General features: G+C 67.4%; 27 protein-coding genes. 17 read left to right on the plus strand and 10 right to left on the minus strand.

Annotated features, from left to right (window positions below; all coding sequences use genetic code 11):
• The first annotated feature begins 142 nt into the window (after positions 1-142).
• The 5 genes from ACZYZ7_RS01715 to ACZYZ7_RS01735 all read left to right on the plus strand — a co-directional run bounded on the left by ACZYZ7_RS01715 (position 143) and on the right by ACZYZ7_RS01735 (position 6182).
• Positions 143-376, plus strand: coding sequence for a YlxR family protein (locus ACZYZ7_RS01715; protein WP_286175279.1), 234 nt, complete (start codon positions 143-145; stop codon positions 374-376).
• Positions 377-478: 102 nt separating this feature from the next.
• On the plus strand, positions 479-3304 hold the full coding sequence (gene infB / locus ACZYZ7_RS01720; RefSeq protein WP_135453741.1) for a translation initiation factor IF-2: 2826 nt from the start codon (positions 479-481) through the stop codon (positions 3302-3304).
• 3 nt (positions 3305-3307) lie between these two features.
• Positions 3308-3811: a 30S ribosome-binding factor RbfA gene (gene rbfA / locus ACZYZ7_RS01725; protein ID WP_450068871.1), complete on the plus strand. Its 504-nt coding sequence runs from the start codon at positions 3308-3310 to the stop codon at positions 3809-3811.
• Entirely contained in the window at positions 3804-4808 is a 1005-nt protein-coding gene (locus ACZYZ7_RS01730) for a DHH family phosphoesterase (protein ID WP_450068872.1), read from the plus strand. Before rbfA ends, ACZYZ7_RS01730 begins: the two co-directional genes overlap by 8 nt.
• Positions 4809-4847: 39 nt before the next feature.
• Positions 4848-6182 (plus strand): MATE family efflux transporter, encoded by a 1335-nt coding sequence (locus ACZYZ7_RS01735; RefSeq protein ID WP_450068873.1) that lies wholly within the window; start codon positions 4848-4850, stop codon positions 6180-6182.
• 5 nt (positions 6183-6187) lie between these two features.
• On the opposite strand, the gene ACZYZ7_RS01740 is transcribed toward ACZYZ7_RS01735, so the two are convergent.
• Genes ACZYZ7_RS01740 through ACZYZ7_RS01755 form a run of 4 tightly spaced genes read right to left on the minus strand, consistent with a single transcriptional unit; the run spans position 6188 to position 8740 of the window.
• On the minus strand, positions 6188-7285 hold the full coding sequence (locus ACZYZ7_RS01740; RefSeq protein ID WP_450068874.1) for a hypothetical protein: 1098 nt from the start codon (positions 7283-7285) through the stop codon (positions 6188-6190).
• Positions 7285-7584 (minus strand): hypothetical protein, encoded by a 300-nt coding sequence (locus ACZYZ7_RS01745; protein ID WP_450068875.1) that lies wholly within the window; start codon positions 7582-7584, stop codon positions 7285-7287. Before ACZYZ7_RS01745 ends, ACZYZ7_RS01740 begins: the two co-directional genes overlap by 1 nt.
• Positions 7584-8066 carry a hypothetical protein gene (locus ACZYZ7_RS01750; RefSeq protein WP_450068876.1) on the minus strand — a complete coding sequence of 161 codons (483 nt, stop codon included), beginning with the start codon at positions 8064-8066 and terminating at the stop codon, positions 7584-7586. Before ACZYZ7_RS01750 ends, ACZYZ7_RS01745 begins: the two co-directional genes overlap by 1 nt.
• Before the next feature lie 56 nt (positions 8067-8122).
• Positions 8123-8740, minus strand: coding sequence for a class I SAM-dependent methyltransferase (locus ACZYZ7_RS01755; protein ID WP_135453747.1), 618 nt, complete (start codon positions 8738-8740; stop codon positions 8123-8125).
• Positions 8741-8786: 46 nt separating this feature from the next.
• Between ACZYZ7_RS01755 and ACZYZ7_RS01760 the strand changes: the two genes are divergently transcribed.
• The 4 genes from ACZYZ7_RS01760 (at position 8787) to ACZYZ7_RS01775 (ending at position 11589) form a co-directional block, all read left to right on the plus strand.
• Positions 8787-9230 carry a MerR family transcriptional regulator gene (locus ACZYZ7_RS01760; RefSeq protein ID WP_463740072.1) on the plus strand — a complete coding sequence of 148 codons (444 nt, stop codon included), beginning with the start codon at positions 8787-8789 and terminating at the stop codon, positions 9228-9230.
• A 124-nt stretch (positions 9231-9354) separates the two neighbouring features.
• A complete protein-coding gene (locus ACZYZ7_RS01765; protein WP_463740073.1) occupies positions 9355-9867 on the plus strand; it encodes a WXG100 family type VII secretion target in 513 nt (170 codons plus the stop codon).
• Between the two features lie 7 nt (positions 9868-9874).
• The gene (locus ACZYZ7_RS01770; protein WP_463740074.1) at positions 9875-11056 is read left to right on the plus strand and encodes a type VII secretion target; all 1182 of its coding nucleotides are present in this window, start codon (positions 9875-9877) and stop codon (positions 11054-11056) included.
• A 23-nt stretch (positions 11057-11079) separates the two neighbouring features.
• Entirely contained in the window at positions 11080-11589 is a 510-nt protein-coding gene (locus tag ACZYZ7_RS01775; RefSeq protein WP_463740075.1) for a hypothetical protein, read from the plus strand.
• 50 nt (positions 11590-11639) lie between these two features.
• On the opposite strand, the gene ACZYZ7_RS01780 is transcribed toward ACZYZ7_RS01775, so the two are convergent.
• A complete protein-coding gene (locus tag ACZYZ7_RS01780; RefSeq protein ID WP_450068880.1) occupies positions 11640-12398 on the minus strand; it encodes an enoyl-CoA hydratase in 759 nt (252 codons plus the stop codon).
• A 45-nt stretch (positions 12399-12443) separates the two neighbouring features.
• Between ACZYZ7_RS01780 and ACZYZ7_RS01785 the strand changes: the two genes are divergently transcribed.
• Positions 12444-12710, plus strand: coding sequence for a DUF2277 domain-containing protein (locus ACZYZ7_RS01785; RefSeq protein ID WP_463740076.1), 267 nt, complete (start codon positions 12444-12446; stop codon positions 12708-12710).
• Positions 12707-13255, plus strand: coding sequence for a DUF1802 family protein (locus tag ACZYZ7_RS01790; protein ID WP_463740077.1), 549 nt, complete (start codon positions 12707-12709; stop codon positions 13253-13255). The genes ACZYZ7_RS01785 and ACZYZ7_RS01790 overlap by 4 nt, the downstream gene beginning before the upstream one ends.
• Here ACZYZ7_RS01790 and ACZYZ7_RS01795 read toward each other — a convergent pair.
• Complete coding sequence (locus ACZYZ7_RS01795) at positions 13244-14887, minus strand: CocE/NonD family hydrolase (protein ID WP_463740078.1); 1644 nt, start codon at positions 14885-14887, stop codon at positions 13244-13246. The genes ACZYZ7_RS01790 and ACZYZ7_RS01795 overlap by 12 nt on opposite strands.
• Before the next feature lie 49 nt (positions 14888-14936).
• Entirely contained in the window at positions 14937-15530 is a 594-nt protein-coding gene (locus ACZYZ7_RS01800; RefSeq protein WP_450068883.1) for a DUF3558 domain-containing protein, read from the minus strand.
• Between the two features lie 164 nt (positions 15531-15694).
• Here ACZYZ7_RS01800 and ACZYZ7_RS01805 point away from each other — a divergent pair, with 164 nt between their 5' ends.
• The 3 genes from ACZYZ7_RS01805 to truB are packed head-to-tail and all read left to right on the plus strand — an operon-like array spanning position 15695 to position 18206.
• The gene (locus tag ACZYZ7_RS01805) at positions 15695-16651 is read left to right on the plus strand and encodes a metallophosphoesterase family protein (protein WP_167857812.1); all 957 of its coding nucleotides are present in this window, start codon (positions 15695-15697) and stop codon (positions 16649-16651) included.
• Positions 16648-17322 (plus strand): 4'-phosphopantetheinyl transferase PptT, encoded by a 675-nt coding sequence (pptT, locus tag ACZYZ7_RS01810; protein ID WP_463740079.1) that lies wholly within the window; start codon positions 16648-16650, stop codon positions 17320-17322. The genes ACZYZ7_RS01805 and pptT overlap by 4 nt, the downstream gene beginning before the upstream one ends.
• Positions 17319-18206: a tRNA pseudouridine(55) synthase TruB gene (gene truB, locus ACZYZ7_RS01815; protein ID WP_463740080.1), complete on the plus strand. Its 888-nt coding sequence runs from the start codon at positions 17319-17321 to the stop codon at positions 18204-18206. The genes pptT and truB overlap by 4 nt, the downstream gene beginning before the upstream one ends.
• Positions 18207-18217: 11 nt before the next feature.
• On the opposite strand, the gene ACZYZ7_RS01820 is transcribed toward truB, so the two are convergent.
• The 3 genes from ACZYZ7_RS01820 to mntR form a co-directional block, all read right to left on the minus strand.
• Positions 18218-19435, minus strand: a complete 1218-nt coding sequence (locus tag ACZYZ7_RS01820) for an SfnB family sulfur acquisition oxidoreductase (protein WP_463740081.1) — start codon at positions 19433-19435, stop codon at positions 18218-18220.
• Entirely contained in the window at positions 19432-20601 is a 1170-nt protein-coding gene (locus ACZYZ7_RS01825; protein ID WP_167857813.1) for an LLM class flavin-dependent oxidoreductase, read from the minus strand. Before ACZYZ7_RS01825 ends, ACZYZ7_RS01820 begins: the two co-directional genes overlap by 4 nt.
• 73 nt (positions 20602-20674) lie before the next feature.
• Complete coding sequence (gene mntR, locus ACZYZ7_RS01830; RefSeq protein WP_135453760.1) at positions 20675-21397, minus strand: manganese-binding transcriptional regulator MntR; 723 nt, start codon at positions 21395-21397, stop codon at positions 20675-20677.
• Between the two features lie 80 nt (positions 21398-21477).
• Between mntR and ACZYZ7_RS01835 the strand changes: the two genes are divergently transcribed.
• The 3 genes from ACZYZ7_RS01835 (at position 21478) to lppU (ending at position 23367) form a co-directional block, all read left to right on the plus strand.
• Positions 21478-22473, plus strand: a complete 996-nt coding sequence (locus ACZYZ7_RS01835; RefSeq protein ID WP_135453761.1) for a bifunctional riboflavin kinase/FAD synthetase — start codon at positions 21478-21480, stop codon at positions 22471-22473.
• A gap of 113 nt (positions 22474-22586) precedes the next feature.
• The gene (gene rpsO / locus ACZYZ7_RS01840) at positions 22587-22856 is read left to right on the plus strand and encodes a 30S ribosomal protein S15 (RefSeq protein ID WP_135453762.1); all 270 of its coding nucleotides are present in this window, start codon (positions 22587-22589) and stop codon (positions 22854-22856) included.
• 10 nt (positions 22857-22866) lie between these two features.
• A complete protein-coding gene (lppU, locus tag ACZYZ7_RS01845; RefSeq protein ID WP_450068888.1) occupies positions 22867-23367 on the plus strand; it encodes an LppU family putative lipoprotein in 501 nt (166 codons plus the stop codon).
• The last annotated feature ends 17 nt before the right edge of the window (positions 23368-23384 follow it).

Genomic DNA, 23384 nt, shown 5'->3' on the forward strand with positions numbered 1-23384 from the left:
AGCCCTCGGGGCGGTAGACTCAGCCGTGATCCAGCGCGAGACTCCGGCTCTGACGCATCGAAGCACCTCCGACACCTCTGTCGGACCAGTGCGGACCTGCATCGGATGCCGGAAGCGAGAGTTGGCCGCCGAGTTGCTCCGAGTGGTCGCGGTAACCGACGGGAATGGGACGCGTTCCGTAACCGTTGATACCGCGGCAAGCCTGCCAGGACGTGGTGCGTGGCTGCATCCCGACCAGCAGTGCCTGCAGGTAGCAGTGAAGCGGCGAGCCTTCGTCCGAGCGTTGCGACTCACCGGTTCACCGGATACATCCGCGGTGATCGAGTACGTCGAGGAGATCTCGACGGGTTCGACGCCCCGGCAACAGAACAGGTAGCGAAGAACATGAGCACACCGTGAAGTCCCGATGACCATGCGTCATAGCTAAACCCGAGGCGCGGCGCCTACCACCGCTGTTGCCTCCAGACGAGGAGATGTAGTGGCAGCAGGTAAGGCCCGTGTACACGAGTTGGCAAAGGAACTCGGTGTCACCAGTAAGGACCTCTTAGCCAAGCTCAAGGAGCAAGGCGAGTTCGTCAAGTCGGCGTCCTCCACCGTGGAGGCGCCGGTCGCGCGTCGGCTGCGCGAATCGTTCGGCGCAAAGGCCGGCGGTAAGAAGCCCGAAGACAAGCCCCGTCCGCAGGGCGGAGCCGCGCCCGCGGCACCCAAGCCCGGTGCTCCCAGCCCGGCGACGGCGGCCAAGCCGGCTCCGGCCAAGCCCGCCGCGCCCGCGGCTCCGGCGGTCGAACCCCAGGCTCCGGCCGCTGAGGCCGCGCCGGTCACCCCGGCCCGGCCCGCAGCACCCAAGCCCGCCGCTCCGCAGCCCCCGGCTGCACCGAGTGCACCTGCCGCCGCGGCGCCCAGCGCCCCGGCAGCACCGGCTCCGGGTGCTACGCCCGGTCCGCGGCCCACTCCCGGAGCCACACCCGGCCCGCGTCCGGGCCCGGCTTCAGGCGCCCCGAAGCCTGCCCCGCGCGCTCCGCGCGTCGGCAACAACCCGTTCTCCTCGCAGCAGCCTGTCGAGCGGCCCATCCCGCGTCCGCAGCCGCGGCCCGGTGCCCCGCGTCCCGGCGGCGGCCCGCGTCCGTCGCCCGGCAACATGCCGCCGCGACCGGCAGGCGCCGGTGCTCCGGGTCGTGGTGGCCCACGCCCCGGCCCGCGTCCCGGCGGTGGCCCCCGTCCCGGCGGTGCCGGTCAGGGTGCTCGTCCCGGTGGTGCCGGCGGCGGCGGTAACTACCGCGGCGGTGGCGCCGGCGGCGGTGCCGGCGCAGGCGGAGCGGCTGCCGGTGGTTTCCGCGGTCGCCCCGGTGGTGGTGGCGGCGGTGGCCGTCCCGGCCAGCGCGGTGGCGCGGCCGGTGCGTTCGGTCGTCCCGGCGGTGCCCCCAAGCGTGGCCGTAAGTCGAAGCGGGCGAAACGCGCCGAATACGAGAACATGCAGGCGCCGGTCGTCGGTGGCGTGCGGTTGCCCAAGGGCAACGGCGAGACCATCCGGCTGGCCCGCGGCGCATCGCTGAGCGACTTCGCCGAGAAGATCGACGCCAACCCGGCCGCACTGGTCCAGGCGCTGTTCAACCTCGGTGAGATGGTCACGGCGACCCAGTCGGTCGGCGACGACACCCTGGAGCTGCTCGGCAGCGAGATGAACTTCAAGGTGCAGGTCGTCTCGCCCGAGGACGAGGACCGCGAACTCCTGCAGTCCTTCGATCTCACCTACGGCGAGGACGAGGGTGACGAGGAGGACCTCGAGTTCCGCCCGCCCGTGGTCACCGTCATGGGTCACGTCGACCACGGCAAGACCCGACTGCTGGACACGATCCGCAACGCCACTGTCCGCGAGGGCGAGGCCGGCGGCATCACCCAGCACATCGGCGCCTACCAGGTCGAGGTCGATCTGGACGGCAACGTCCGGCCGATCACCTTCATCGACACCCCGGGTCACGAGGCGTTCACCGCCATGCGTGCCCGTGGTGCCAAGGCGACCGACATCGCGATCCTCGTGGTCGCGGCCGACGACGGCGTCATGCCGCAGACGGTGGAGGCCATCAACCACGCGCAGGCCGCTGATGTGCCGATCGTGGTGGCGGTCAACAAGATCGACAAGGAAGGCGCCGACCCGGCCAAGATCCGGGCTCAGCTCACCGAGTACAACCTGGTGGCCGAGGAGTACGGCGGCGAGACCATGTTCGTCGACATCTCCGCCAAGCAGGGCACCAACATCGAGGCGCTGCTGGAGGCGGTCGTCCTGACCGCCGACGCATCCCTGGACCTGCGGGCCAACCCGGACATGGAGGCCCAGGGTGTGGCGATCGAGGCGCACCTGGACCGCGGTCGCGGTCCGGTGGCCACGGTGCTCATCCAGCGCGGCACCCTGCGTGTCGGCGACTCGGTGGTGGCCGGCGATGCCTATGGCCGCGTCCGCCGCATGGTCGACGAGCACGGCGACGACGTCGAAGAGGCGCTGCCCTCGCGTCCGGTCCAGGTCATCGGCTTCACGTCGGTGCCGGGTGCCGGTGACAACTTCCTGGTTGTCGACGAGGACCGCATCGCCCGCCAGATCGCCGACCGGCGCAGTGCGCGCAAGCGCAATGCCCTGGCCGCACGCAGCCGTAAGCGGATCAGCCTGGAAGACCTGGATTCGGCACTGAAGGAAACCAGCCAGCTGAACCTGATCCTCAAGGGCGACAACGCCGGTACGGTCGAAGCCCTCGAGGAAGCCTTGATGGGCATCGAGATCGACGACGAAGTGGAGCTGCGGGTCATCGACCGCGGTGTCGGTGGCGTCACCGAGACCAACGTCAACCTGGCATCGGCCTCGGACGCGATCATCATCGGGTTCAACGTCCGTGCCGAAGGCAAGGCGACCGAGCTGGCCAACCGCGAGGGTGTGGAGATCCGGTACTACTCGGTGATCTACCAGGCGATCGACGAGATCGAGAAGGCCCTCAAGGGCATGCTCAAGCCGGTGTACGAGGAGAAGGAGCTCGGCCGCGCCGAGATCCGGGCGATCTTCCGGTCGTCCAAGGTCGGCAACATCGCCGGCTGCCTGGTCACCTCGGGCATCATGCGCCGCAACGCCAAGGCCCGGCTGCTGCGTGACAACATGGTGGTCGCGCAGAACCTCACGGTGTCCTCGCTCAAGCGGGAGAAGGACGATGCCACCGAGGTCCGCGAAGGTTACGAGTGCGGTCTGACGCTGACCTACAACGACATCAAGGAAGGCGACGTCGTCGAGACGTACGAACTCGTCGAGAAGGTGCGTACATAACCGATGGCTGATCCCGCACGGGCCAAGCGGCTCGCCAAACGGATCTCCACCATCGTCGCCTCGGCGATCGAGTACGAGATCAAGGATCCGCGGCTGAACGGCGTGACGATCACCGATGCCAAGATGACCGGTGATCTGCACGACGCCACGCTGTACTACACCGTCATCGGGACCAGTCTCGATGAGGAACCGGATTATGCCGGTGTGGCGGCGGCGCTGGAGAGTGCCAAGGGTGTGTTGCGGACCAAGGTGGGCGCCGGGACCGGGGTGCGATTCACCCCGACCCTGGCGTTCGTCCGCGACACCGTGCCCGATTCGGCGCACCGGATGGAGGAGCTGCTGGCCCGGGCGCGGGCTGCCGACGAGGATTTGGCGAGAGTTCGAGAGGGCGCCAAGCACGCCGGTGATGAAGACCCGTACCGTGTGAGCGGGGCGGAGGACATGGACGGGCTTGCCGACGGGGCAGACACAGAGGATGCCGGTGACCGCGATCGAACGGATGACTGATACTGCTCATTCGGAGGCTCCCAACGGGGGCCTTTCCGGTCTGCGTGTCGACGCGCGTGCGGCAGCCGACCTCCTGTCGGATGCGGCGAGCGTCAGTGTCGTGTGCCACGTCTATCCCGATGCCGACACCATCGGCGCCGGGCTGGCGCTCGCGCAGGTACTCGATGACGCGGGTAAGCAGGTCGAGGTAGCCTTCGCGGCTCCCGATCAGCTGCCCGAGTCCCTGCAGACCCTGCCGGGCGGGCATCTGATGGTCGCTCCTGATCTCATCCGGAATGACGCGGATCTGGTTGTCACAGTGGATATTCCGAGTGTCAACCGACTCGGCGCACTGCGTGAACTGGCCGAGAACGGTCGCGAGGTGTTGGTCATCGACCACCACGCGTCCAATCAGCTGTTCGGCACCGCCAACTACGTCGATCCGACGGCGGACTCCACCACGATGCTGGTGGCCGAACTCCTCGATGCCTGGGACAAGCCCATCGACAAACGGGTGGCGCACTGCCTGTACGCCGGACTGACCACCGACACCGGTTCGTTCCGCTGGGCCACTGCCCGGGCGCACCGGTTGGCGGCCCGGCTGGTCGAACTCGGAGTGGACAACGCCTCGATCAGCCGCGCACTGCTCGACACCCACCCGTTTGCGTGGCTGCCGATGCTGTCGCGCGTGCTGGCCTCGGCGCGGCTGCTGCCGGAGGCTGTCGGTGGCCGCGGGCTCGTGTATGCCGTTGTGTCGCATGACGAATGGTCCAGCGCCCGGCCCGAGGAAGTCGAGAGCATCGTCGACATCGTGCGCACCACCCAGCAGGCGGAGGTCGCCGCCGTGTTCAAAGAGATCGAGCCGAAACACTGGTCGGTTTCGATGCGGGCGAAGTCGCTCAATCTGGCCACAGTTGCCAGTTCGTTCGGGGGCGGCGGCCATCCCCATGCGGCCGGCTATTCCGCGGCAGGCCCCGCTGACGATGTTGTTCAGGCGCTTGCCCGGGCGCTTGCCTGACTCCGTCAGGGGGCATGTTGCCTGACTCCGTCTGGTCACATGGTTGAGCCGGAAGGTGACATTCCGGTCGCGCCGGCCACCACCCGTCGCATCGCCGGTCTGGCGCTTCCGGCGCTGGGTGTCCTGGCGGCCGAGCCCATCTATCTGCTGTTCGACATTGCGATCGTCGGCCGTCTCGGTGCGCTCAGCCTCGCCGGGCTGGCCATCGGCGGCCTGGTCCTCGGCCTGGTCAATTCCCAGGGGACGTTCTTGTCCTACGGCACCACGTCGCGCTCGGCCCGGCTGTTCGGAGCAGGTGACCGAAGGTCGGCCGTAGGCGAAGGCGTGCAGGCCACCTGGCTGGCGCTCGGGCTGGGGCTGCTCATCATCGCGGTGGTGCAAGCTGCGGCGGTGCCGCTACTCACGGCGATCGCCGGACATTCCGACATCGCGGACGCCGCGTTGCCATGGCTGCGGATCGCCATCCTGGCCGCCCCGGCAATCCTGGTATCGCTGGCCGGAAACGGCTGGATGCGCGGGGTGCAGGACACTGCCCGCCCGCTGCACTACGTGGTGTTCGGGTTTGCGGTGTCGGCGGTGTTGTGCCCGCTGCTGGTCTACGGCTGGCTGGGCCTGCCCCGCCTGGGGCTGCCCGGTTCCGCGGTGGCGAACCTGGTGGGCCAGTGGGTGGCGGCGCTGCTCTTTCTACGTGCCTTGGTGATCGAGAAGGTAGCGCTGCGGGTCCAACCCACGGTGCTGCGGGCCCAGTTGACCATGGGCCGCGACCTGCTGATGCGATCGATGGCGTTCCAAGCCTGCTTCCTGTCCGCCGGGGCGGTGGCAGCGCGATTCGGTGCCGCCTCCGTTGCGGCGCATCAGGTGGTCCTGCAGGTGTGGAGTTTCCTTGCACTGGTACTGGATTCGCTCGCGATTGCCGCGCAATCGCTCGTGGGTGCGGCGCTGGGTGCCGGTCAGCTCGCGCATGCCAAGAGCGTGGCCTGGCGGGTGACACTGTTCTCCGCCCTGGCCGGGGTGGTGCTGGCCGTGGTGTTCGCCGTCGGATCGTCGGTGCTGCCGTCGGTGTTCACCGACGATGAAACGGTGTTGGCTGCCATCGGGGTCCCGTGGTGGTTCATGGTGGCCCAATTGCCCGTGGCCGGTGTTGTTTTCGCGCTTGACGGCGTGCTCCTGGGTGCGGGCGACGCGAAGTTCATGCGGAACGCCACGCTGACCAGTGCGCTGGTCGGCTTCCTGCCGCTGATCTGGTTGTCGTTGATCTACGGCTGGGGGCTGTTCGGCATCTGGTCTGGCCTGAGCACGTTCATGGTGCTGCGTCTGATCTTCGTCGGCTGGCGCGCGTTCTCCGGTCGCTGGCTGGTGCCGGGGACCGCCTGAGCCGGCTACGGGCCGGGCCACCTGCCCGACGGAGAGGGCTCGAACACCTGCCCGTGCCTGTTGACAAACCGCGCCGGCGTCAGCGGGCGGACTGCGTCCAGTTCATCGAGAGCCGCGATGGCACGCGGCGCGCCGCTGAAGTCCGAGGCCGGTTCGAATTTGAGGGCGGCAGCGTTGATCGTGATCTGCTCGCCCTGGTCGGCCATGAGGGATGCGACGCGCAGCAGTGGGTTTTCACGGGGCCCATTGCTGAGCATCCGTTCGACGGTGTCTCGCACGGTGCCGATCTCTTCTGCCCAGCTGCGCATGGGTTTTCCGGTGGCATGCTCGTGAAACTCGTACGCGTCGCCGACGGTCTCGACCGACCAGCCGGGCCATAGCCCGTCGAACGCATCGATCTGCCGGTCGTCGTCGCAGATCGCCCACCATCGCGCGGTCTTCGTGGTGAAGTCCATGTGAATCCCCGTGGCCGGGCCCTCGTTGCAGCGCTCGAAGTCCCAGAGCACGGGTTCACCAGCACCGCTGCGCGCCAGCGCTTCTACGGCCACTGAGCGGATCAGGTCCGGACCGAGCTGGGCGATGAAGTCGAGGGAGCCTTCGCCGCGCCAGGCGATCACTTGCCCGGAGTCAAGGCGAACGGATAAGGCGTCACAGGTGCCACCCTCAGCCCAAGGTACGAACCACGTCAGATCTTCCACGGTCCGCTGTGGGTAGCTGTTCTCGGTGAAGATCGTTGCAGGGTCGACGCCGGCCAACCACAAGGTCCCGCGGACGCCTTCAGGGGACCACACGGCCGACCAACCCGGCCAGGTCTTCTCGATCAGATGATTGACGATCCGTGGCAGGTACAAATACGAGCTCTCCTCGGCCCATACAACGTGCCGCTGGATCAGATCGATGAGCAGCGACCCTTCGATCCACGTCGCGCCATGCCACTGCGCGGGCGTGTCGACACCCATCGGCGTCATGCTTCGAACACGTGCCAGCGTGGCCTCGAAACCGTCGAGCGCGATGTCCAGCCCGACGGTTTGTGCGGCCCAGTGGTCGTAGTACAGCTCTGGCCCGGATTCGGCGAGGACGATCACTCCGAGTCGTGACCCCATCAGTTGTTGTCCGAAGCGTGTCGACGCCGGAGCTCGGGGAGCGTCGCCGTCAGGTAGGCCTCGGCGTACACGGTGTTGCCCGGCTCGGCCAGGGGCCCAAGGTCGGTCGGCCAGCACAGATAGATGCCGAGTGCTCCGAGGGTGGTCACCCGGGCCACATGGAATGAGCCGCCGGTGGCTTCGACGGTCTTGGTCCACGAATGCTCGACCGTCGCGGAGAACACAGCCATCGGTGTCCAGGGGTCCTGGAACATCCCGGCTGGAATGAAGCTCTCGGCGCCCAACCGCAGGCGGTCCATCACGGTCCCGTTCGGAAGTGTCTGCGGCGTGGTGAGCGGGCCCATGTCCGACTCTGGGGAGGCATTGAACGCTTGCAGACATGCACGTCGAGTGCCAGACCGGTGATGAGCGCCTCGAACGTCGCATCGGATGAGGCCGGTGGGAGAAAGCGCCACTGGCCGGAGTCAGCGCACAGTCGGGTTATTTGTGTGCCGTCATCATCGACCACGTCCGCCACAACGATGTCGGTACCCTCTGCCGAGTGCACCTCGGTGATCCGCGCAGTCGGGCCGCCTGCGAACCCGGGGACGACCTCGATCTCGCCGCTGTCGTGCACATTGACGACGATCTCGGCGCCTGAAGGGTCTCGCCAGACAGCGTTGAACCATCCGCCCGGCATCGGGTACCCACGCAGTTCGCCCCAGTGCTGGTGAACAAAGGCGGTGGCGACGTCCGAGCCGTGCAGCGGCAGTCCGATGCAGTCGAAGAGTCCGTGGCTCATGTGGGTGAGTGTGCCAGCAGGTACCTACGGCGAGCCATTCATTTGTGGGACGCTGACTAGAGAGCCGGATGCGTACCGCTGACCACCCACACCGCGTCGCGTCCCTTGCCTTGCGCCGCGACACACACGTCGCTGAATCCCGCGTCGCGGCACAACATCCCGAACGACTCGGCCTGCTGCCGTGTCCAGCCGTGGCTGGCCAGTCCGGTGGCGTCGTCAGCCGATTGACGCTCGATCGCGATCAGCCGCCCGCCGGGAATCAGCACCCGGTGTGCCTCGGCAACCGCCATGGCGACATCCTGCCAGTGGTGCACAGTGGCCAGTGCCCACACCACCGTCGCTGAGCCGTCGGGCACCGGAAGGTGTTCTGCGGTGCCCTCACTCCAGGTGATGGGCATGCGCCTCGGCGTGACCAGGCGCCCGATGCGGAGCAGGGTCGACGCGGGGTCGACGCCGGTGACCCGAGCGCCGCGGCGGGCGGCCACCCGGGCGGCGGTACCGGGTCCGCAACCCACGTCCACGACATGGTCCGCCGAGGAGATGTGCGCGGTATCGGCGGCCAGCCTGGCCTTCGCCCGGCCCACCAGGAGGAAGGCCAATCCGCACAGCACCCCGGTGACTCCCGAGAAACCGGGGTGGTCGGCATGGTGATTGATCGCACGCGCGGCGTTCATGGGGTAGACCTTGCCGGTTCAAGGTGGGTTGAAGTCAAATGGCGGCATGGACGTGATCCCGATCGGCGAGGCGGCCGCGCGGTTGCAGATGAGCCCGTCGGCGTTGCGGTACTACGACGAACGCGGGCTGGTGTCGCCGCGGCTGCGGCGGGCCGGCAAGCGGATGTACGGACCCGAAGAGCTTCGTCGGCTCGCGTTGCTCAAGATCGTCAACCGATTGGGTCTTCCGCTCGACACCGCGGCCGCGGTGCTGGACGCACCGAGTGAACAGTGGCGTGAGACGGTGCGCGAGCAGATCGCCGCGCTGGATCGGGTGATCGCGCAAGCCAAAGGGGCGCAACAGTTTCTGACGCACGCATTGCGTTGCCCCGCCGAACACCCCGCCCGCGACTGCGCCACGATGATCGGCGCCCTGGACCGGCTCGTCGACGGGATGAGCGTCGAGGAGCTTGCTGCCGACCAAACCGGGACGGGCTGGCTCGCCGACTGATCCTCATCGGTCGGCTGACCGCACCGGTACGTGACACGTGGGCTTTCGCGGCCGAATTGGCGCATTGTCCGCCCAACTCGTGGCCCCATACTGAGAAGGACTTAGGCAGACAGGGGGCGTCGGGATGCCGCTGACGGTATCGCAGGTCCTGGGTTCTCGACCCGAAGCACTGGTCAACGCCGCTGGAGAGGTCAAGGCGGCCGGCTCCGAAATAGACCTTCAGCTTGCCGGCGAGCGGTCTCAAATGGATGCTCTGGCGTCGAAGTGGACCGGTACGGCATCCGACGGCGCGCGAGTCAACGCCGACGAGATGTTCGGCGATCAGCAGCTCTACCGCACGAAGCTGCAGAAGCTGTCCGACAAGATGGCTGCGTCCGGCGAGACGCTCACCGGCATACGCAAGGAACTCTCCGACCTCGTCAACAGTGGTGAGGCTCAGTACTTCAACATCGCCGACAACGGATCGGTGACCGCTGGCTGGCGTCTGCTGTGGTGGGCGGCGCTGTCGCCGCGCAATGCGCTCGAGGTCAAGATCAGGCAACTCAAGCTGCAGACGAAAATTCAGACGGCGCTCGACAAGTTCGACGCGGCGGACAAGGCCACGGCCGCCGCACTGCGCAAGATCGGCAGGGGCTGACGCAGATATGAATCAGCCGCTGGCGGTGAGCATCGAGGCGATGCGTCTCAGTGCCAACGGGTTGAACCAGGCCTCGGTGGAGTTTCACCGGGATCGGGCGGGTCCGGCGGTGTCGGGGGCGTCCGGTTCGTTGTCGGCACTCGAGACCGCGGACGCCTGCCGGGACGTGGGCAGTTCACTGGCGCGGCAGGCACAGTCGTTGGGCAACGATGTGTCCGAGTACGCCGACAAACTGCTCCTGGCTGCCGAGCGCTATGAGCGCGGCGATATCGAGGCGGCCGAGAGCATTGACTTCGCCGGGCCGGACGAATCGCCTACCGAGGATCCCAATGCGACACCGGAGCAAAAGCTCTCACAATACGAGCGGGCGCTGCGTGACGCGGGCGTGCTCGACGGCCCGGCGGAGGGGCGTTACCGGGAATGGTTGCTGAATGCGGCTCGCCAGGATGTGTCACCGGAGACGATCGTCGACATCGCGCGGACCCACGACATCGACCCCGAGGATTTCGACGTCTTCAACGGCATGGAGGAGGTCAAGGACGCCGACGGCAAATCGTTCTTCCTCATCCCGTCGGGTACCAGTCCTGAGAAGGTGAAGAAGGCCGCATTGATGACCTACATCCTCAATGCGGGAACGGATTACGGCAAGGCCGAACTCGGCCCTGACGGCAAGGCGGGCACGTCTGACGATGTCCAGAACGACTTCGAGGAGGTGCCGTACTCCGCGGCCGAGGTCCAGAGAATCATCGATCGGCAGAACGCCAACTCCTGGAGCTATACGGCGGCCGCCGGGCTTCCCTACACAGGCGCGGCTGTGGCGACCACGCCGAACGGCATGCTGATGGCGTTGGGCGGCAAGCCAACCGATTGGGCGGCATTCCAGGGCGGTTCCACCTACGGCGACATCTTCACCGTGAACATCAACGATGTGAAGAACCCGGCTGAACAGCTTCGCGCAATCATCGACTCCGGAAACATGTGGTACGGCCGCGAGGGCGGTGTGCCGGTTCAAGGCGGCCTGGACCTGGATCGGCTACTCCATCACGAAGAGCGGCATTCGCAGCAGTGGGCTGAAAAGGGGCCGGTGAGAATGGGAATCGATTACGGCACGGGCGGGATCATCCAGGGGAAGGGCGGCGTCCACCCTCTGGAAGAGGACGCCGGCCTTTCGGACGGGGGCTACCACTGATGCGCCGCCGTATCGCGGTAGTTGTGGCAATCCTTGCGCTGTCGGCGTCGTCGGGCTGTGAGACCAGGGCACCGTTCGCGCCGACACTGACTCCGTCATGGGGCGCGCGTGTCACTGACGGAAAGTTGCAGATCTGGACCGGTGCGCCGTGCATCGCTGTCAAGCGAATCTCGTTGAGCTACAACCTCGGGGAACCTGAGCTGGTGCTCACAGCCAGCAGTCCGGCCGGAGCGGACGTTGAGCATTTGACCCTGGGCGGGCCGTACCCCGCCGGGTTGCAGGTCACGCGGCCGTGGCCGCAGGGCGTGGATTGGCGTACCGCAGAGCAACTGACCTTGCGGCTCGACGCGTTTCCCCCGGGTGCGAAATCAGTGGTGTTCGGGTCGGGTACCGAGGTCTCCGAAATCGTGGACGGATCGCCGAACCATCCTGAGGACACCTACTGGTTCACCGGTGTGGGTTGGCTCAACGAAACTGACGTCGCCGCGCAGGACGGCAAGACGTTCACCTCCGTGTGCACTCCCCAAAGGTAGGTCGTGTCAAGTAACACCGGACGCCGGCCGGCCCGGGAAAGTAGGCGGCGTCAGCGCACCTGCGCGCGTCCCCGCTCAATCACGGCGCTGCGGCTGGCCGCGATGTCGTCACCGGTTGCCGTCGCCATCCACTCGCGCGCCGAGGCCGCTTCGATCCACAGTCCCTGATTCGTCTGGGACTCGTCGATGCGGTGATACGAGGCGAGCAGGGCTCGGACGGCGGCCTGATTGTTGGCGACGATCGAGGCGGCCACCCGCCGGGCGGCGGGCAGCAGCTCGTCATGGGGGACCACTTCGGTGACCAGCCCGGCCCGCAGGGCCTCGGCAGCCGAGAGGTAATCGCCGGTCAGGCTCATCCGCCGGGCCAGGCCCACTCCGACCTTCTGCGGCAGCCGCACGCTCAGGCCCCAGGTCGGCAGCAACCCCACCCGGGCGTGGGTGTCGGCGAACTTGGCGCGCTCGGAGGCGATCAGGATGTCGCAGTACAGCGCCAGCTCCAGACCCCCGGTGACCGCTGCACCGTTGATGGCGCCGATCACCGGCTTGCTCATGGCCGGCCATTTGGGCGAGATATCGGGCAGTTCGGTGGTGTCGCCGAGTTCCTTCAGGTCCAGACCGGCGCAGAACACCGGATCGGCGCCGGTGAGGATCACGACGTCAACGTCGTCATCAGCCTGTGCGGTGCGCAGGGCACCGTAGAACTCCGTGCGGAGTTGCGTCGACAGCGCATTGCGCGACTGGGGCCGATTCAACGTGAGCGTGCGAACCCGGTCGGTGGTATCGACGAGGAGAACGGCGGTGCTGGTCATCCACTCACGCTAGCCACCAGGCTCCGCGCGCCTATCGTGGGTGTCATGTGCCGCAACATCACCGAGCTGCGCGGGCTGGAGCCCGCCGCAACTGACGAAGAGATCGAGGCCGCGGCGCGCCAGTACGTGCGCAAGGTCAGCGGTATCACCCGGCCCACCGGCGCCAACGTCGACGCGTTCGAGGAGGCTGTCGCCGAGGTCACCGCCACGACCATGCGACTGCTCGACGGGCTGGCCCCGCGCCGTCAGCCGCCCAAAACCGTTCCTCCGCTGCGTCGTCCAGAGGTCCGGGCCCGACTGGCTGCACAGTGACACAGCCCGCGCTCAAGGAGTGGAGCGCGGCCGTGCACGCCCTGCTCGATGGCCGTCAGACCGTGCTGTTGCGCAAGGGCGGCATCCACGAGAAGCGGTTCTCGGTGGCCGCGCCCGAGTTCCTGCTGTTTCCGACGGTTGCGCACAGCCATGCCGAACGGGTGCGGCCCCAACACGCAGACCTGCTCGCCGCTGCCGCGCAGGACAGCACCGACGACGCGGTGATCATTCGAGCTGGAGCGAAAGTTGTTGCTGCAGTGGAGGTCAACGAGCCCGAAGCGATCGAGGAGCTCGCACCGCTGCACATCTGGACCGCCGAATCGGTGCGGGCGGACCGGCTCGATTTCCGCCCCAAACACCGGCTGACCGTCCTGGTCGTCCAGGTGAGCCCGCTGCGTGCACCGATCCGGCTGGCCCGCACGCCCGAGTACGCCGGGTGCAAGAGCTGGGTCGACCTACCGGTGCAGGCGAGGTGGGGCCCACCGGTGCACGACGACACGATGTTGCGCGACGTCGCCGAGCGGGTGCGGACCTCAGTCGGCTGACGGCGGCACCGGTCCGGCGGGCAGCACCAGCCGGGACACCCCGCCCTGGCCGTGATGCACGGTATGAGTGGCACGCACCAGCTGGGAACCGGAGATCGGTGGCTCGGCGGTGCCGAGATTGCGGGCGAACCGCGGGTGCGAGCCACCGGCGATCATCACCCTGATCCGTGACCCTGCCCGGAATCGGTGTGCGACGGCATCCAGCTCGAGGCGCACCGGTCCGGTGTGACCGTTCATTCGGCGGAATCCGTCGGATACGTTGCGGGACCGGCCTTTTCCGTCCACCTCGCTGATCCGGACGAAGATGTCGTGATGCGGGTTGTCACAGCTGTGTGCCAACTCGACGACCGGGTTGCCCGCCACGTACAGATCGGCGGGAAGTGGGTCGCCGTCGAACGTCAGCACATCTCTGCGCCGGGCCAGCCGGGTGTCGTCGCGGTAACCGCCGGCCGCGGCCAGCATGCGGCCGCCGACGGTGGGGGTCGGGTCGGCGGGGTGGTAGGTGAATGTAGACGGTGGTGCGGATTCCGACGGCGGGGTATCGGCCAGCCGCCCCGCCGGCTGCAAGTACAGCTCGTGCTCGGGCATGACCGGTGGCCAGTCGGCCTGCTCCACCCAGCCGTGCCCGTTGACATGAATCCGTACCCTGCTGCGGTCGGTTTCGCCGTCGCCGGCCAGGTGGGCGCCCAGCCAGTCCAGTGATTCGCCGACCACGGTGGTGAGTCCCTTGGTCAGCAGCTGCGTGTGAGTCCACGGCCCGACCGTCAATGCCACCGGGACGCCGCGCCGGTGAAGCTGCTCGTACTGCTCCAGCGTCTGGTCCAGGAAGAGGTCCTGCCACCCACTGAGCAACAGGATGGGCACCTCGACCTGCTGCACCGCTTCGTCGAACCGCAGTCGGTCCCAGAACGGATCTTCGCGTTCTGGGTGCTCCAGCCAGGATTCGTACCATGGCGCGCCGGTGCCCAGCAGCCGTCGGCCGGCCGCACCCATCGGCAATCCGGCGGTCGCCTTGGCCAGCTCCGCCGGGCCTCGCAGCTGCCGGGTCAGCGCCTGCACCACGCCGGGTTCCTCCTGGCGGGCCACCATCGCGCTCCAGCCCAGAAAGTCGTTGAGGGAGAACGCGCCGGTGCCCCAGGCCGATGAGCTGAAATCGTGCGGGCCGACGGTGATGACGGCAGCTTTCATCTCCGGCGGCGGATCGACCAGCAGCGCCCACTGAGTGAAGCCGAGGTATGACAGCCCCACCGTGGCGAACGACCCGGTGAACCACGGCTGGTCCCGCAACCAGGCCACGGTGTCGGCACCGTCGGCCATTTCGTGGACCATCGGGGTGAACTGTCCGCCGGAGCCGAACGTGCCACGCACACTTTGCAACACCACGTGATAACCCCGCGCGGCATACACCTGCGCGAACACCGGTGAGAACGGGAAGCGGCGGCCGTACGGGCCGCGGACGAGCAACGTGCCCGCGGGACGGTCGGTGACGGGCGCGTAGTGGTCGGCAACCAGTTCCACGCCGTCGCGCATCGGCACCCGCAGCCCGTGCTGCACGGTGAAGTCGGTCTCGTGCGGCGGCAGCCCCAGAATCCTGCTGACGGCCTTACCGGTGTACCGGCGGAATGTGCTCACGCGACCAGGCTACGGATCGGTCCCCGCACTACTCGGAACTCCGGATGCCTCAGAACTTGTAGTACGGCGCCAGTTCGTGGGCCCGCTGCAGGTTGGTCTGCAGGCAGTCCGGCTGGCTCGGCGAGTGTATGGGGGAGTAGAACAGCGATTGCTGAATGACGCCGTAGCTGGTCTTGAACGCCACCATGCAGGTGACCCACCAGCGGTCGTTCCAGTCGGTCGGCTTCATGATCCAGTACTGCGCGGCCCGGTGGCCATCGATGTCCAGCTCGACCGCATCGGCCGGGATGGTCTTCTCGTAGGTGCGCCAGACGAACGCCTCGACCGCCATCTGGTAGTCGCCGGCGTCGTAGTGGCAGCGCAGGCTGTCCTCGGGCTCCGGCGGGGTGAAGGCCAGACCGATCCGCTGGACCACGTCGAACGGGATGTCATTGCACGGATCGAACGGTGACGGATCCGTGGTCTCCACGACCGGCCACTTGATGGTCGTGGACACGTTGGTCATCGGGAGATCCGTGACATCGAGCTGAAGCGGACCGGCGCCCGCACGCTCGGTCGGGCCCGACTGCCACACGATCACCGCCGATACCAACGCCGCAACCAGCCCTGTCGACGCCGACAGCAGTCGCAACTTGGCGGCCATCACACCCCCTCATAGTTTGGTGGCAAAACGTTCCCCGGCTTGCGGGGAGTGTAGCGGTCAGTCGCAACGGACTCGACCATAAACGAGAACCTGTTCTAGTTGTCAACGACGCGCAGCGCCGACGCCCGGTTAGGCTGGTCCGTTGTGGTGGTGCAACTGTGGTGATGGATCACGAGACGAGGGACCGGCAGCCGATCCTGTGGGCGATCAGCGATCTGCATACCGGGCACAACGGAAACAAGCCGGTCACCGAGTCGTTGTACCCGGCTTCGCCCGACGACTGGCTGATCGTCGCCGGTGACGTCGGGGAGCGCACCGACGAGATCCGATGGGCGCTGGACCTGCTGCGCAAGCGGTTCGCCAAAGTCATCTGGGTTCCCGGTAACCACGAACTGTGGACCACCAACAAGGACCCGATGCAGATCTTCGGCCGGTCGCGCTACGACTACCTGGTCGACATGTGCGACCAGATGGGTGTGATCACCCCCGAGCATCCGTTCCCGGTGTGGACCGAACAGGGTGGTCCGGCCACGATCGTGCCGATGTTCCTGCTCTACGACTACACCTTCCTGCCCGAGGGGGCCTCGACCAAGGCCGAGGGGCTGGCCATCGCCCGGGACCGTAACGTCGTCGGTACCGACGAGTTCCTGCTGTCCAGCGAGCCCTATGCGACCCGTGACGCGTGGTGCCGTGATCGAGTGGCGGCCACCCGCAAGCGGCTCGACGATCTGGACTGGATCGACCCGACGGTTCTGGTCAACCATTTCCCGCTGGTCCGCGAACCCTGCGACGCGATGTTTTATCCCGAGTTCTCGCTGTGGTGCGGCACGACGGCCACCAAGGACTGGCACACCCGCTACAACGCGATCTGCTCGGTGTATGGCCACCTGCACATTCCGCGTACCACCTGGTACGACGACGTGCGCTTCGAAGAGGTATCGGTCGGCTATCCGCGGGAGTGGCGTCGCCGCAAGCCTTTCCGCTGGCTGCGCCAGATCCTGCCCGACCCCAACTACGCACCGGGATATCTCAACGAGTTCGGCGGGCATTTCCAGATCACCGCCGAGATGCGTGCCCACGCTCAGCAGATGCAGGAGCGGATCAAGGCCAGGCGCGCATGAGCGACACGTTGCTGGGGCAGGTGCTGCCCGATATGCCGGACGATCTCGCTGCGGCCGAGTTGTACGACGACCCGCCGGGCCTGACGGCGCTGCCCGAGGAGGCGGCCCTGGTGGCCCGCGCGGTGGCCAAGCGGCGCAATGAGTTCACCACCGTGCGCTACTGCGCACGCCAGGCGTTGGGTGAGCTGGGCGTGGGCCCGGTGCCAATCCTCAAGGGGGACATGGGCGAGCCGTGCTGGCCTGATGGCATCGTCGGCAGCCTGACGCATTGTCAGGGCTTTCGGGGTGCCGTGGTGGGCCGTGTCGGTGGGGTGAGGTCGGTCGGCATCGATGCCGAGCCGCACGACGTGTTGCCTGACGGGGTTCTCGGCGCCATCTCGCTGCCGTTGGAACGCTCTGAACTCGGCGGACTGCCCGACGGTCTGCATTGGGACCGAATCCTGTTCTGCGCCAAGGAGGCCACCTACAAGGCCTGGTACCCGTTGACGCACCGCTGGCTCGGATTCGAGGATGCCCACATCACTTTCGGGGTGGACGGGTCCGGCACGGGAGGAACGTTCCGGTCCCAGATCCTCATCGACCCGGCCGCCGAACACGGCCCGCCGTTGACTGCACTGGAAGGTCGTTGGTCGGTGCGCGACGGTGTCACGTTGACGGCGATCGTGCTGTGAGCGGTCCAGAAGCCGGCTTGGTGATCGTCGACAAGCCTGCCGGGATGACCAGCCATGACGTGGTGGGGCGGTGCCGCCGGCTGTTCGGCACGCGCAAGGTCGGCCACGCCGGAACGCTCGACCCCATGGCGACCGGGGTGTTGGTGGTCGGGATCGAGCGCGCCACCAAGATCCTCGGCCTGCTGACTGCCACCGACAAGTCGTATTCGGCAACGATCCGGCTGGGGCAGACCACCACGACCGACGATGCCGAAGGTGAAGTGCTGCAATCGGTCTCAGCTGCGCATGTGACCGATGAGCAGATCGAGTCCGCTGTCGCGGCGCTGCGCGGGGACATCGAGCAGGTGCCCTCGGCGGTGAGCGCCATCAAGATTGGCGGACAGCGGGCCTACAAGCTGGCCCGCGAAGGGCAGACCGTCGAGCTGGCCGCCCGGCCCGTGCGCATCGGTCGGTTCGACATCCTTGCGGTCCGGCGGGTGGACGAATTCGTCGATGTGGACGTCGATGTGGACTGCTCGTCGGGCACCTACATCCGCGCCCTGGCCCGCGACGTGGGTGTGACGCTCGGTGTCGGAGGGCACCTGACGGCATTGCGCCGCACCAAGGTCGGCCGCTACGGCCTGGACGAGGCGCGCACCCTGGATGACCTCGCCGAGCAGGCTCGGCTGAGCTACTCACTCGACGAGGCCTGCCTGGTCGGCTTTCCGCGTCGCGACCTGAGCGCGGAGGAAACCGAGGACACCCGGCACGGGCGGGCGCTGACCCCGGCTGGCATCGACGGGATCTATGCCGCCACCGCACCCGACGGCCAGGTCATCGCTCTGCTGGAAGACGGCTCGTCACGCACCAAGAACGTCGTGGTGTTGCGCCCCGCCACGCTGTAGCGGGGAACGGCTCAAAGCTGGCCGTGGCGAGGCGGTTTCGTGCCTGACAGGGTGTAGTTGCCGATGTGTCGGATCTTCCAGCGGGTGGCGTCGTGCAGCGTGTGGGTACGGGCGTCACGCCAGTACCGCGACAGGTTGCCCGATGCCGAGGCACTGCGGGTCCCGCCGAACTCGAACAGTGCGCTGCCGGCTTCCACCGCCGCCCGGGCGGCAGCCACCTTGGCGATCGCCACCGCTATCGAGGCCTCCGCGGCACTGTCCTCGGTGAGATCGGCTCGGGCCGCATCGACTTGACGGGCCGCCTCGGCGAGCAGCGCCTGCGCGCCCCGCACCGTCACGGTCAGCTCACCGGCGACCTGCACCAAGGTCGGGTCTTCGACAGCGCTGGACACCGAAGCCTCGAAATGCGGACGGGCTCTGGCGGCCTGACGTACCGCTTCCTCCAGCGCAGCCGTCGCGATACCGACGTCGAGGGCGGCATGGAGTAGTTGCGCCCGTGCCCCGTACACCGTGGGGCGCCCGAAGATCGGGCTGAACTGGATGACGTGCGCGGCCGGCACTTCGACGGATTCGAGCGTGACGGTGCCCGAGGCCGTGGTCCGCTGACCCATGCCGTCCCAGTCGTCGACAACCTCGACCCCACGGGCGTCACGCGGCACGAACGCGACGGCCTTCGGGGTCGCGGCCGTCGGCACCTGCCCCGAACCGTCGGCCAGCGACGCCCGCACGATCAGCCAGTCCGCGAACAGCGCCCCGGTCGAGTAGTACTTCCGGCCGCTCAGGACGTAATCGGTGCCTGATGCACTGACCGTGGTGGTGTCCACGTCGACGGGATGCGGTCCGCGTTCCGACTGGGCATTGGCGAACAACGCCCCATCCAGCACCAGCCCGTAGAAGTACGCCTGCTGTGCCGGCGTGCCCTGCAGCCGCAGGGCCTCCAGAAACGTGAAATGCGAGTGCGGGATCTGGCCGATGGACGGATCTCCGTGCGCGATCAGTCGCAGCACCTCGGCGAGAACGCCGACGGGCACGTCGAGCCCGCCATGCTCGGTGGGCACCGTCAGAGCCAGCAGCCCCGAATCCTTCAGCGCCTGAACCTGCTCGTGCGGCAGGATCCGGTGCGCGTCGCGGGCGGCGGCGCCCTCGGCGAACGACCTCGACAGCTGAGTCGCTACCGACAGCGCCGCTTGAGCCGACGAGATGCGGGTGGCTCCGGCCAGATCCGTCATCGCGGCGCGCCGACGAACGGGATCGAGGCGGGCGCGCCGGATGGTGAGCCGCCGCCGAACAGCCCGCGTTCACGCAGGATCGGCACCACACCCTCGCCGAACCAGAACAGCTCCTCCAGGTGCGGATAGCCGGAGAAGATGAACTCGTCGATACCGATCTCGGCGTACTCGGCGATCCGGTCGGCCACCTCGGTGTGACTGCCCACCAGCGCGGTGCCGGCCCCGCCTCGCACCAATCCGACGCCTGACCACAGGTTCGGGGCGATCTCCAGGCTGCGGGCATCGCTCCAGGTGCCGTTGGCGCGGTTGGCCTCGTGCAGGGCCAGCATGCGCTTCTGGCCCTCGGACTGACTGCGCGCCAGTCCGGCCTGTGCTGCGGCCACGGTCTCGTCATCGAGCGCGGCGACGAGGCGGTCGGCCTGGGCCCAGGCCTCCTCGGAGGTATCCCGCGAGATGGTGTGCAGGCGGATGCCGAACCGCAGCTTGCGTCCCTGTTCCTCGCCGAGCGCCCGAATCCACTCGATCTTCTCCTTGACGGCCGCCGGCGGCTCACCCCAGGTCAGGTAGACGTCGGAGTGCCGGGCGGCCACCGGGCCGGCGGCCTGCGAGCTGCCGCCGAAGTACAGCGGCGGCACCGGGGTCGGCGGCAGCGCCAGCGAGGCCTCCTCGACGTCGACGTACTCACCCTTGTGGGTCACCGTCTCGCCGGCCCACAGCCGCCGCACCACGTCGAGGAATTCGTCGCAGCGCGCATACCGTGCGTCCTTGTCCAGGTGGTCGCCGAACGCCCGCTGTTCATGCGCTTCGCCTCCGACGACGACGTTGAGCAGGATCCGTCCCGGCGCATGCCGGGCGAACGTCGCCGCCATCTGAGCCGACAGCGTCGGGCTGACCAGACCCGGGCGGAACGCCACCAGGAATGCCAGCGAGGTGGTCTCGCGGGCCAGCAGCGCGGCGGTGATGAACGCGTCCTCGCACCAGGCCCCGGTCGGGATGAGCGCGCCGGTGAAACCGAACCGTTCGGCGGAACGGACGATCGAGGCCAGGTAGTCGATCGAGGCTTCACGGTCACCACCGGCAGCGCCCGCGGGCGTGCCGTGGCCGCCGCCGACGATCAGCCGGCTGTCGCCGTAGGTGGGAAGGAACCAGTGCAGAGAGACAGTCACGAACAGGTCATCTTGGTGACGGATCGGCGATCGCGCACGGGTAAAAATCGCGGTGATCTTCTCCCGCGTGTCGTCAGCTCGCGACGACCCAGATCGCTTCAGCGGCCGGATTGCCCAGCTCGACCTGGACGCTGGTGTCATCTCCGCCACCAGAATCCGACGGACTCCCGGGACCTTCGATGACAACCGAGATCACGCCGGCGAAATCGCGTCGCGCCAGCACCCGCACCCTGGAATCGAGGCTGATGCCGACGCTGTCGAAATAGCGCAGCATCTCCGGATCGGCGTCGGAGATGCGCGCCACAGTGCCGGCGTCGCCGTCCTGGCACGCCGACAGCTGCCGGGCCGGCGGGGTGGGCACCTGGCCGTCGGCGGCCGGGATCGGGTCGCCGTGTGGATCGCGGGTGGGGTGGCCCAGCTTGGCGTCGATCCGGTCGAGCATCCGGTCGCTCACGGCGTGCTCGAGGATCTCGGCCTCGTCGTGCACCTCGTCCCAGCCGTAGCCCAGCTCCTGCACCAGGAAGGTCTCCATCAGCCGGTGCCGACGGACCATCGCCAGCGCCGCGCGCCGGCCCGCGTCGGTCAGCGTCACTGCGCCGTACTTCTCGTGATGGACCAGGCCCTGGTCGGCGAGTTTCCGAATGGATTCCGAGGCCGTGGATGCCGACACGCCGATCCGCTCGGCCAGCAGTTTCGTGCTGACCTTTTCGCGAGACCACTCCTGGGCTGTCCAGATGACTTTCAGATAGTCCTGGGCAACCGTGGAGAGGTCTTGATGGTTACCGTCTGGACTCACAGTAGGAAAGTTTAGGCAATCATCACCTGATCGGGGGATCTAGAGCAGACCGCGTGGCGTTCGGGTCGTAGGCTGATCGCGTGCAGCGCTGGCGTGGGCAGGACGAGATCCCCACGGACTGGGGCAGGTGTGTAGTCACCATCGGGGTGTTCGACGGGGTTCACCGTGGACACGCGGAGTTGATCAGCCACGCGGTAAAAGCGGGCAGGTCACGTGGAGTGCCGGTGGTTCTCATGACCTTCGACCCACATCCGATGGAGGTGGTTTTTCCGGGTAGTCATCCGGCACAGCTGACGACGCTGACGCGGCGGGCTGAGCTGGTCGAGGAACTCGGCGTCGACGTATTTCTCGTCATGCCGTTCACCTCGGATTTCATGAAGCTCACCCCCGAGCGCTACATCCACGAGCTGTTGGTGGAGGACCTACACGTGCTGGAAGTGGTGGTCGGGGAGAACTTCACATTCGGCAAGAAGGCCGCCGGGAATGTCGAGATGCTGCGGAAGGCGGGGGAGCGGTTCGGCTTCGCGGTCGAGAGCATGTCGCTGGTGACCGAATCGCTCGATGCCGAGCACCGCGACGAGCGGGTCACGTTCTCGTCGACATACATCCGTTCCTGCGTCGACGCCGGCGACGTGGTGGCCGCCACCGAGGCGCTGGGCCGACCGCATCGGGTCGAGGGCGTGGTGGTGCGCGGCGACGGGCGTGGCCGGGTGCTGGGCTTCCCGACGGCCAACGTGGCGCCGCCGATGTTCTCCGCGATTCCGGCTGACGGCGTCTACGCCGCCTGGTTCACGGTGCTGGGCCACGGCCCGATGATGGGCACGGTGATCCCCGGCGAGCGGTATCAGGCCGCGGTATCGGTGGGCACCAACCCGACTTTCTCCGGACGTACCCGCACGGTAGAGGCGTTCGTGCTCGATACCAACGCCGACCTGTACGGGCAGCATGTCGCCGTCGATTTCATCTCCCGGATCCGGGGCATGGAAAAGTTCAACCGGGTGGAAGAACTGGTCGCAGAGATGAAGCGGGATGCTGACAAGGCGCGCGCGATTCTGGCTGCGCAGACCCAAGGCTGAATTCGCGGCTTGCCGCGGTGCTGCTAGACTTCTCGCCGATCCGGTGCATGCTGCAGTCCGCGGTGGCTGTGCCGAGAATATGTTCGCGGGACTGAAATGATGGAGTTACTTTCGTGGCGCTTACTGCCGACCAGAAAAAAGAAATCCTGAGCAGCTACGGTCTGCACGAGACCGACACCGGTTCGCCGGAGGCCCAGGTCGCCCTGCTGACCAAGCGGATCTCGGACCTGACCGAGCACCTCAAGCAGCACAAGCACGACCACCACTCGCGTCGCGGCCTGCTGCTGCTCGTCGGCCGTCGTCGCCGGCTGCTGAAGTACGTCGCCCAGGTTGACGTGGCGCGTTACCGCTCGCTGATCGAGCGCCTCGGGCTGCGTCGCTGACGCGGCGTCGGTGCCACAACTTTCCGCGGCTGCCCCTCTCGGGGCAGCCGCGCTACTTTTCCTCGGCGGATTGACCGCCTGCTCCTCAGCGGCGGCCGCGGACATGAAGGCGGGGGACTGCCTGAAGATGAGCGGCACGTACGAGCGCCCCGACGCCAGCCGGGCGGAGTGCGGCAGCGACGCGTCGAACTACAAGGTGATCTCCACGGTCACCGACAGCGACCAGTGCCCGGGCGACGTCGACACCTACTACTCCGTGCGCAGCGCATTCAGCGAGGAGACCCAGACACTCTGTCTGGACATCGACTGGATCACCGGCGGCTGCATGAGCATCGACCCGCAGAACGACAAGGACCCGTATCGGGTGGACTGCGCGGATTCGTCTGCGCCGCACCGGCAACGGGCCACCGAGGTCCTCCGCGGGGTGTCGGAAGTTGATCAGTGCACCAGCGGCGTGGGCTACGCATACCCGGAACGCCAGTTCACCGTATGCGTGGAGGACGTGTCCTAGCAGGCGCGGATGGCTGT

It is taken from the genome of Mycobacterium sp. IDUB_17 (genome assembly GCF_055419465.1).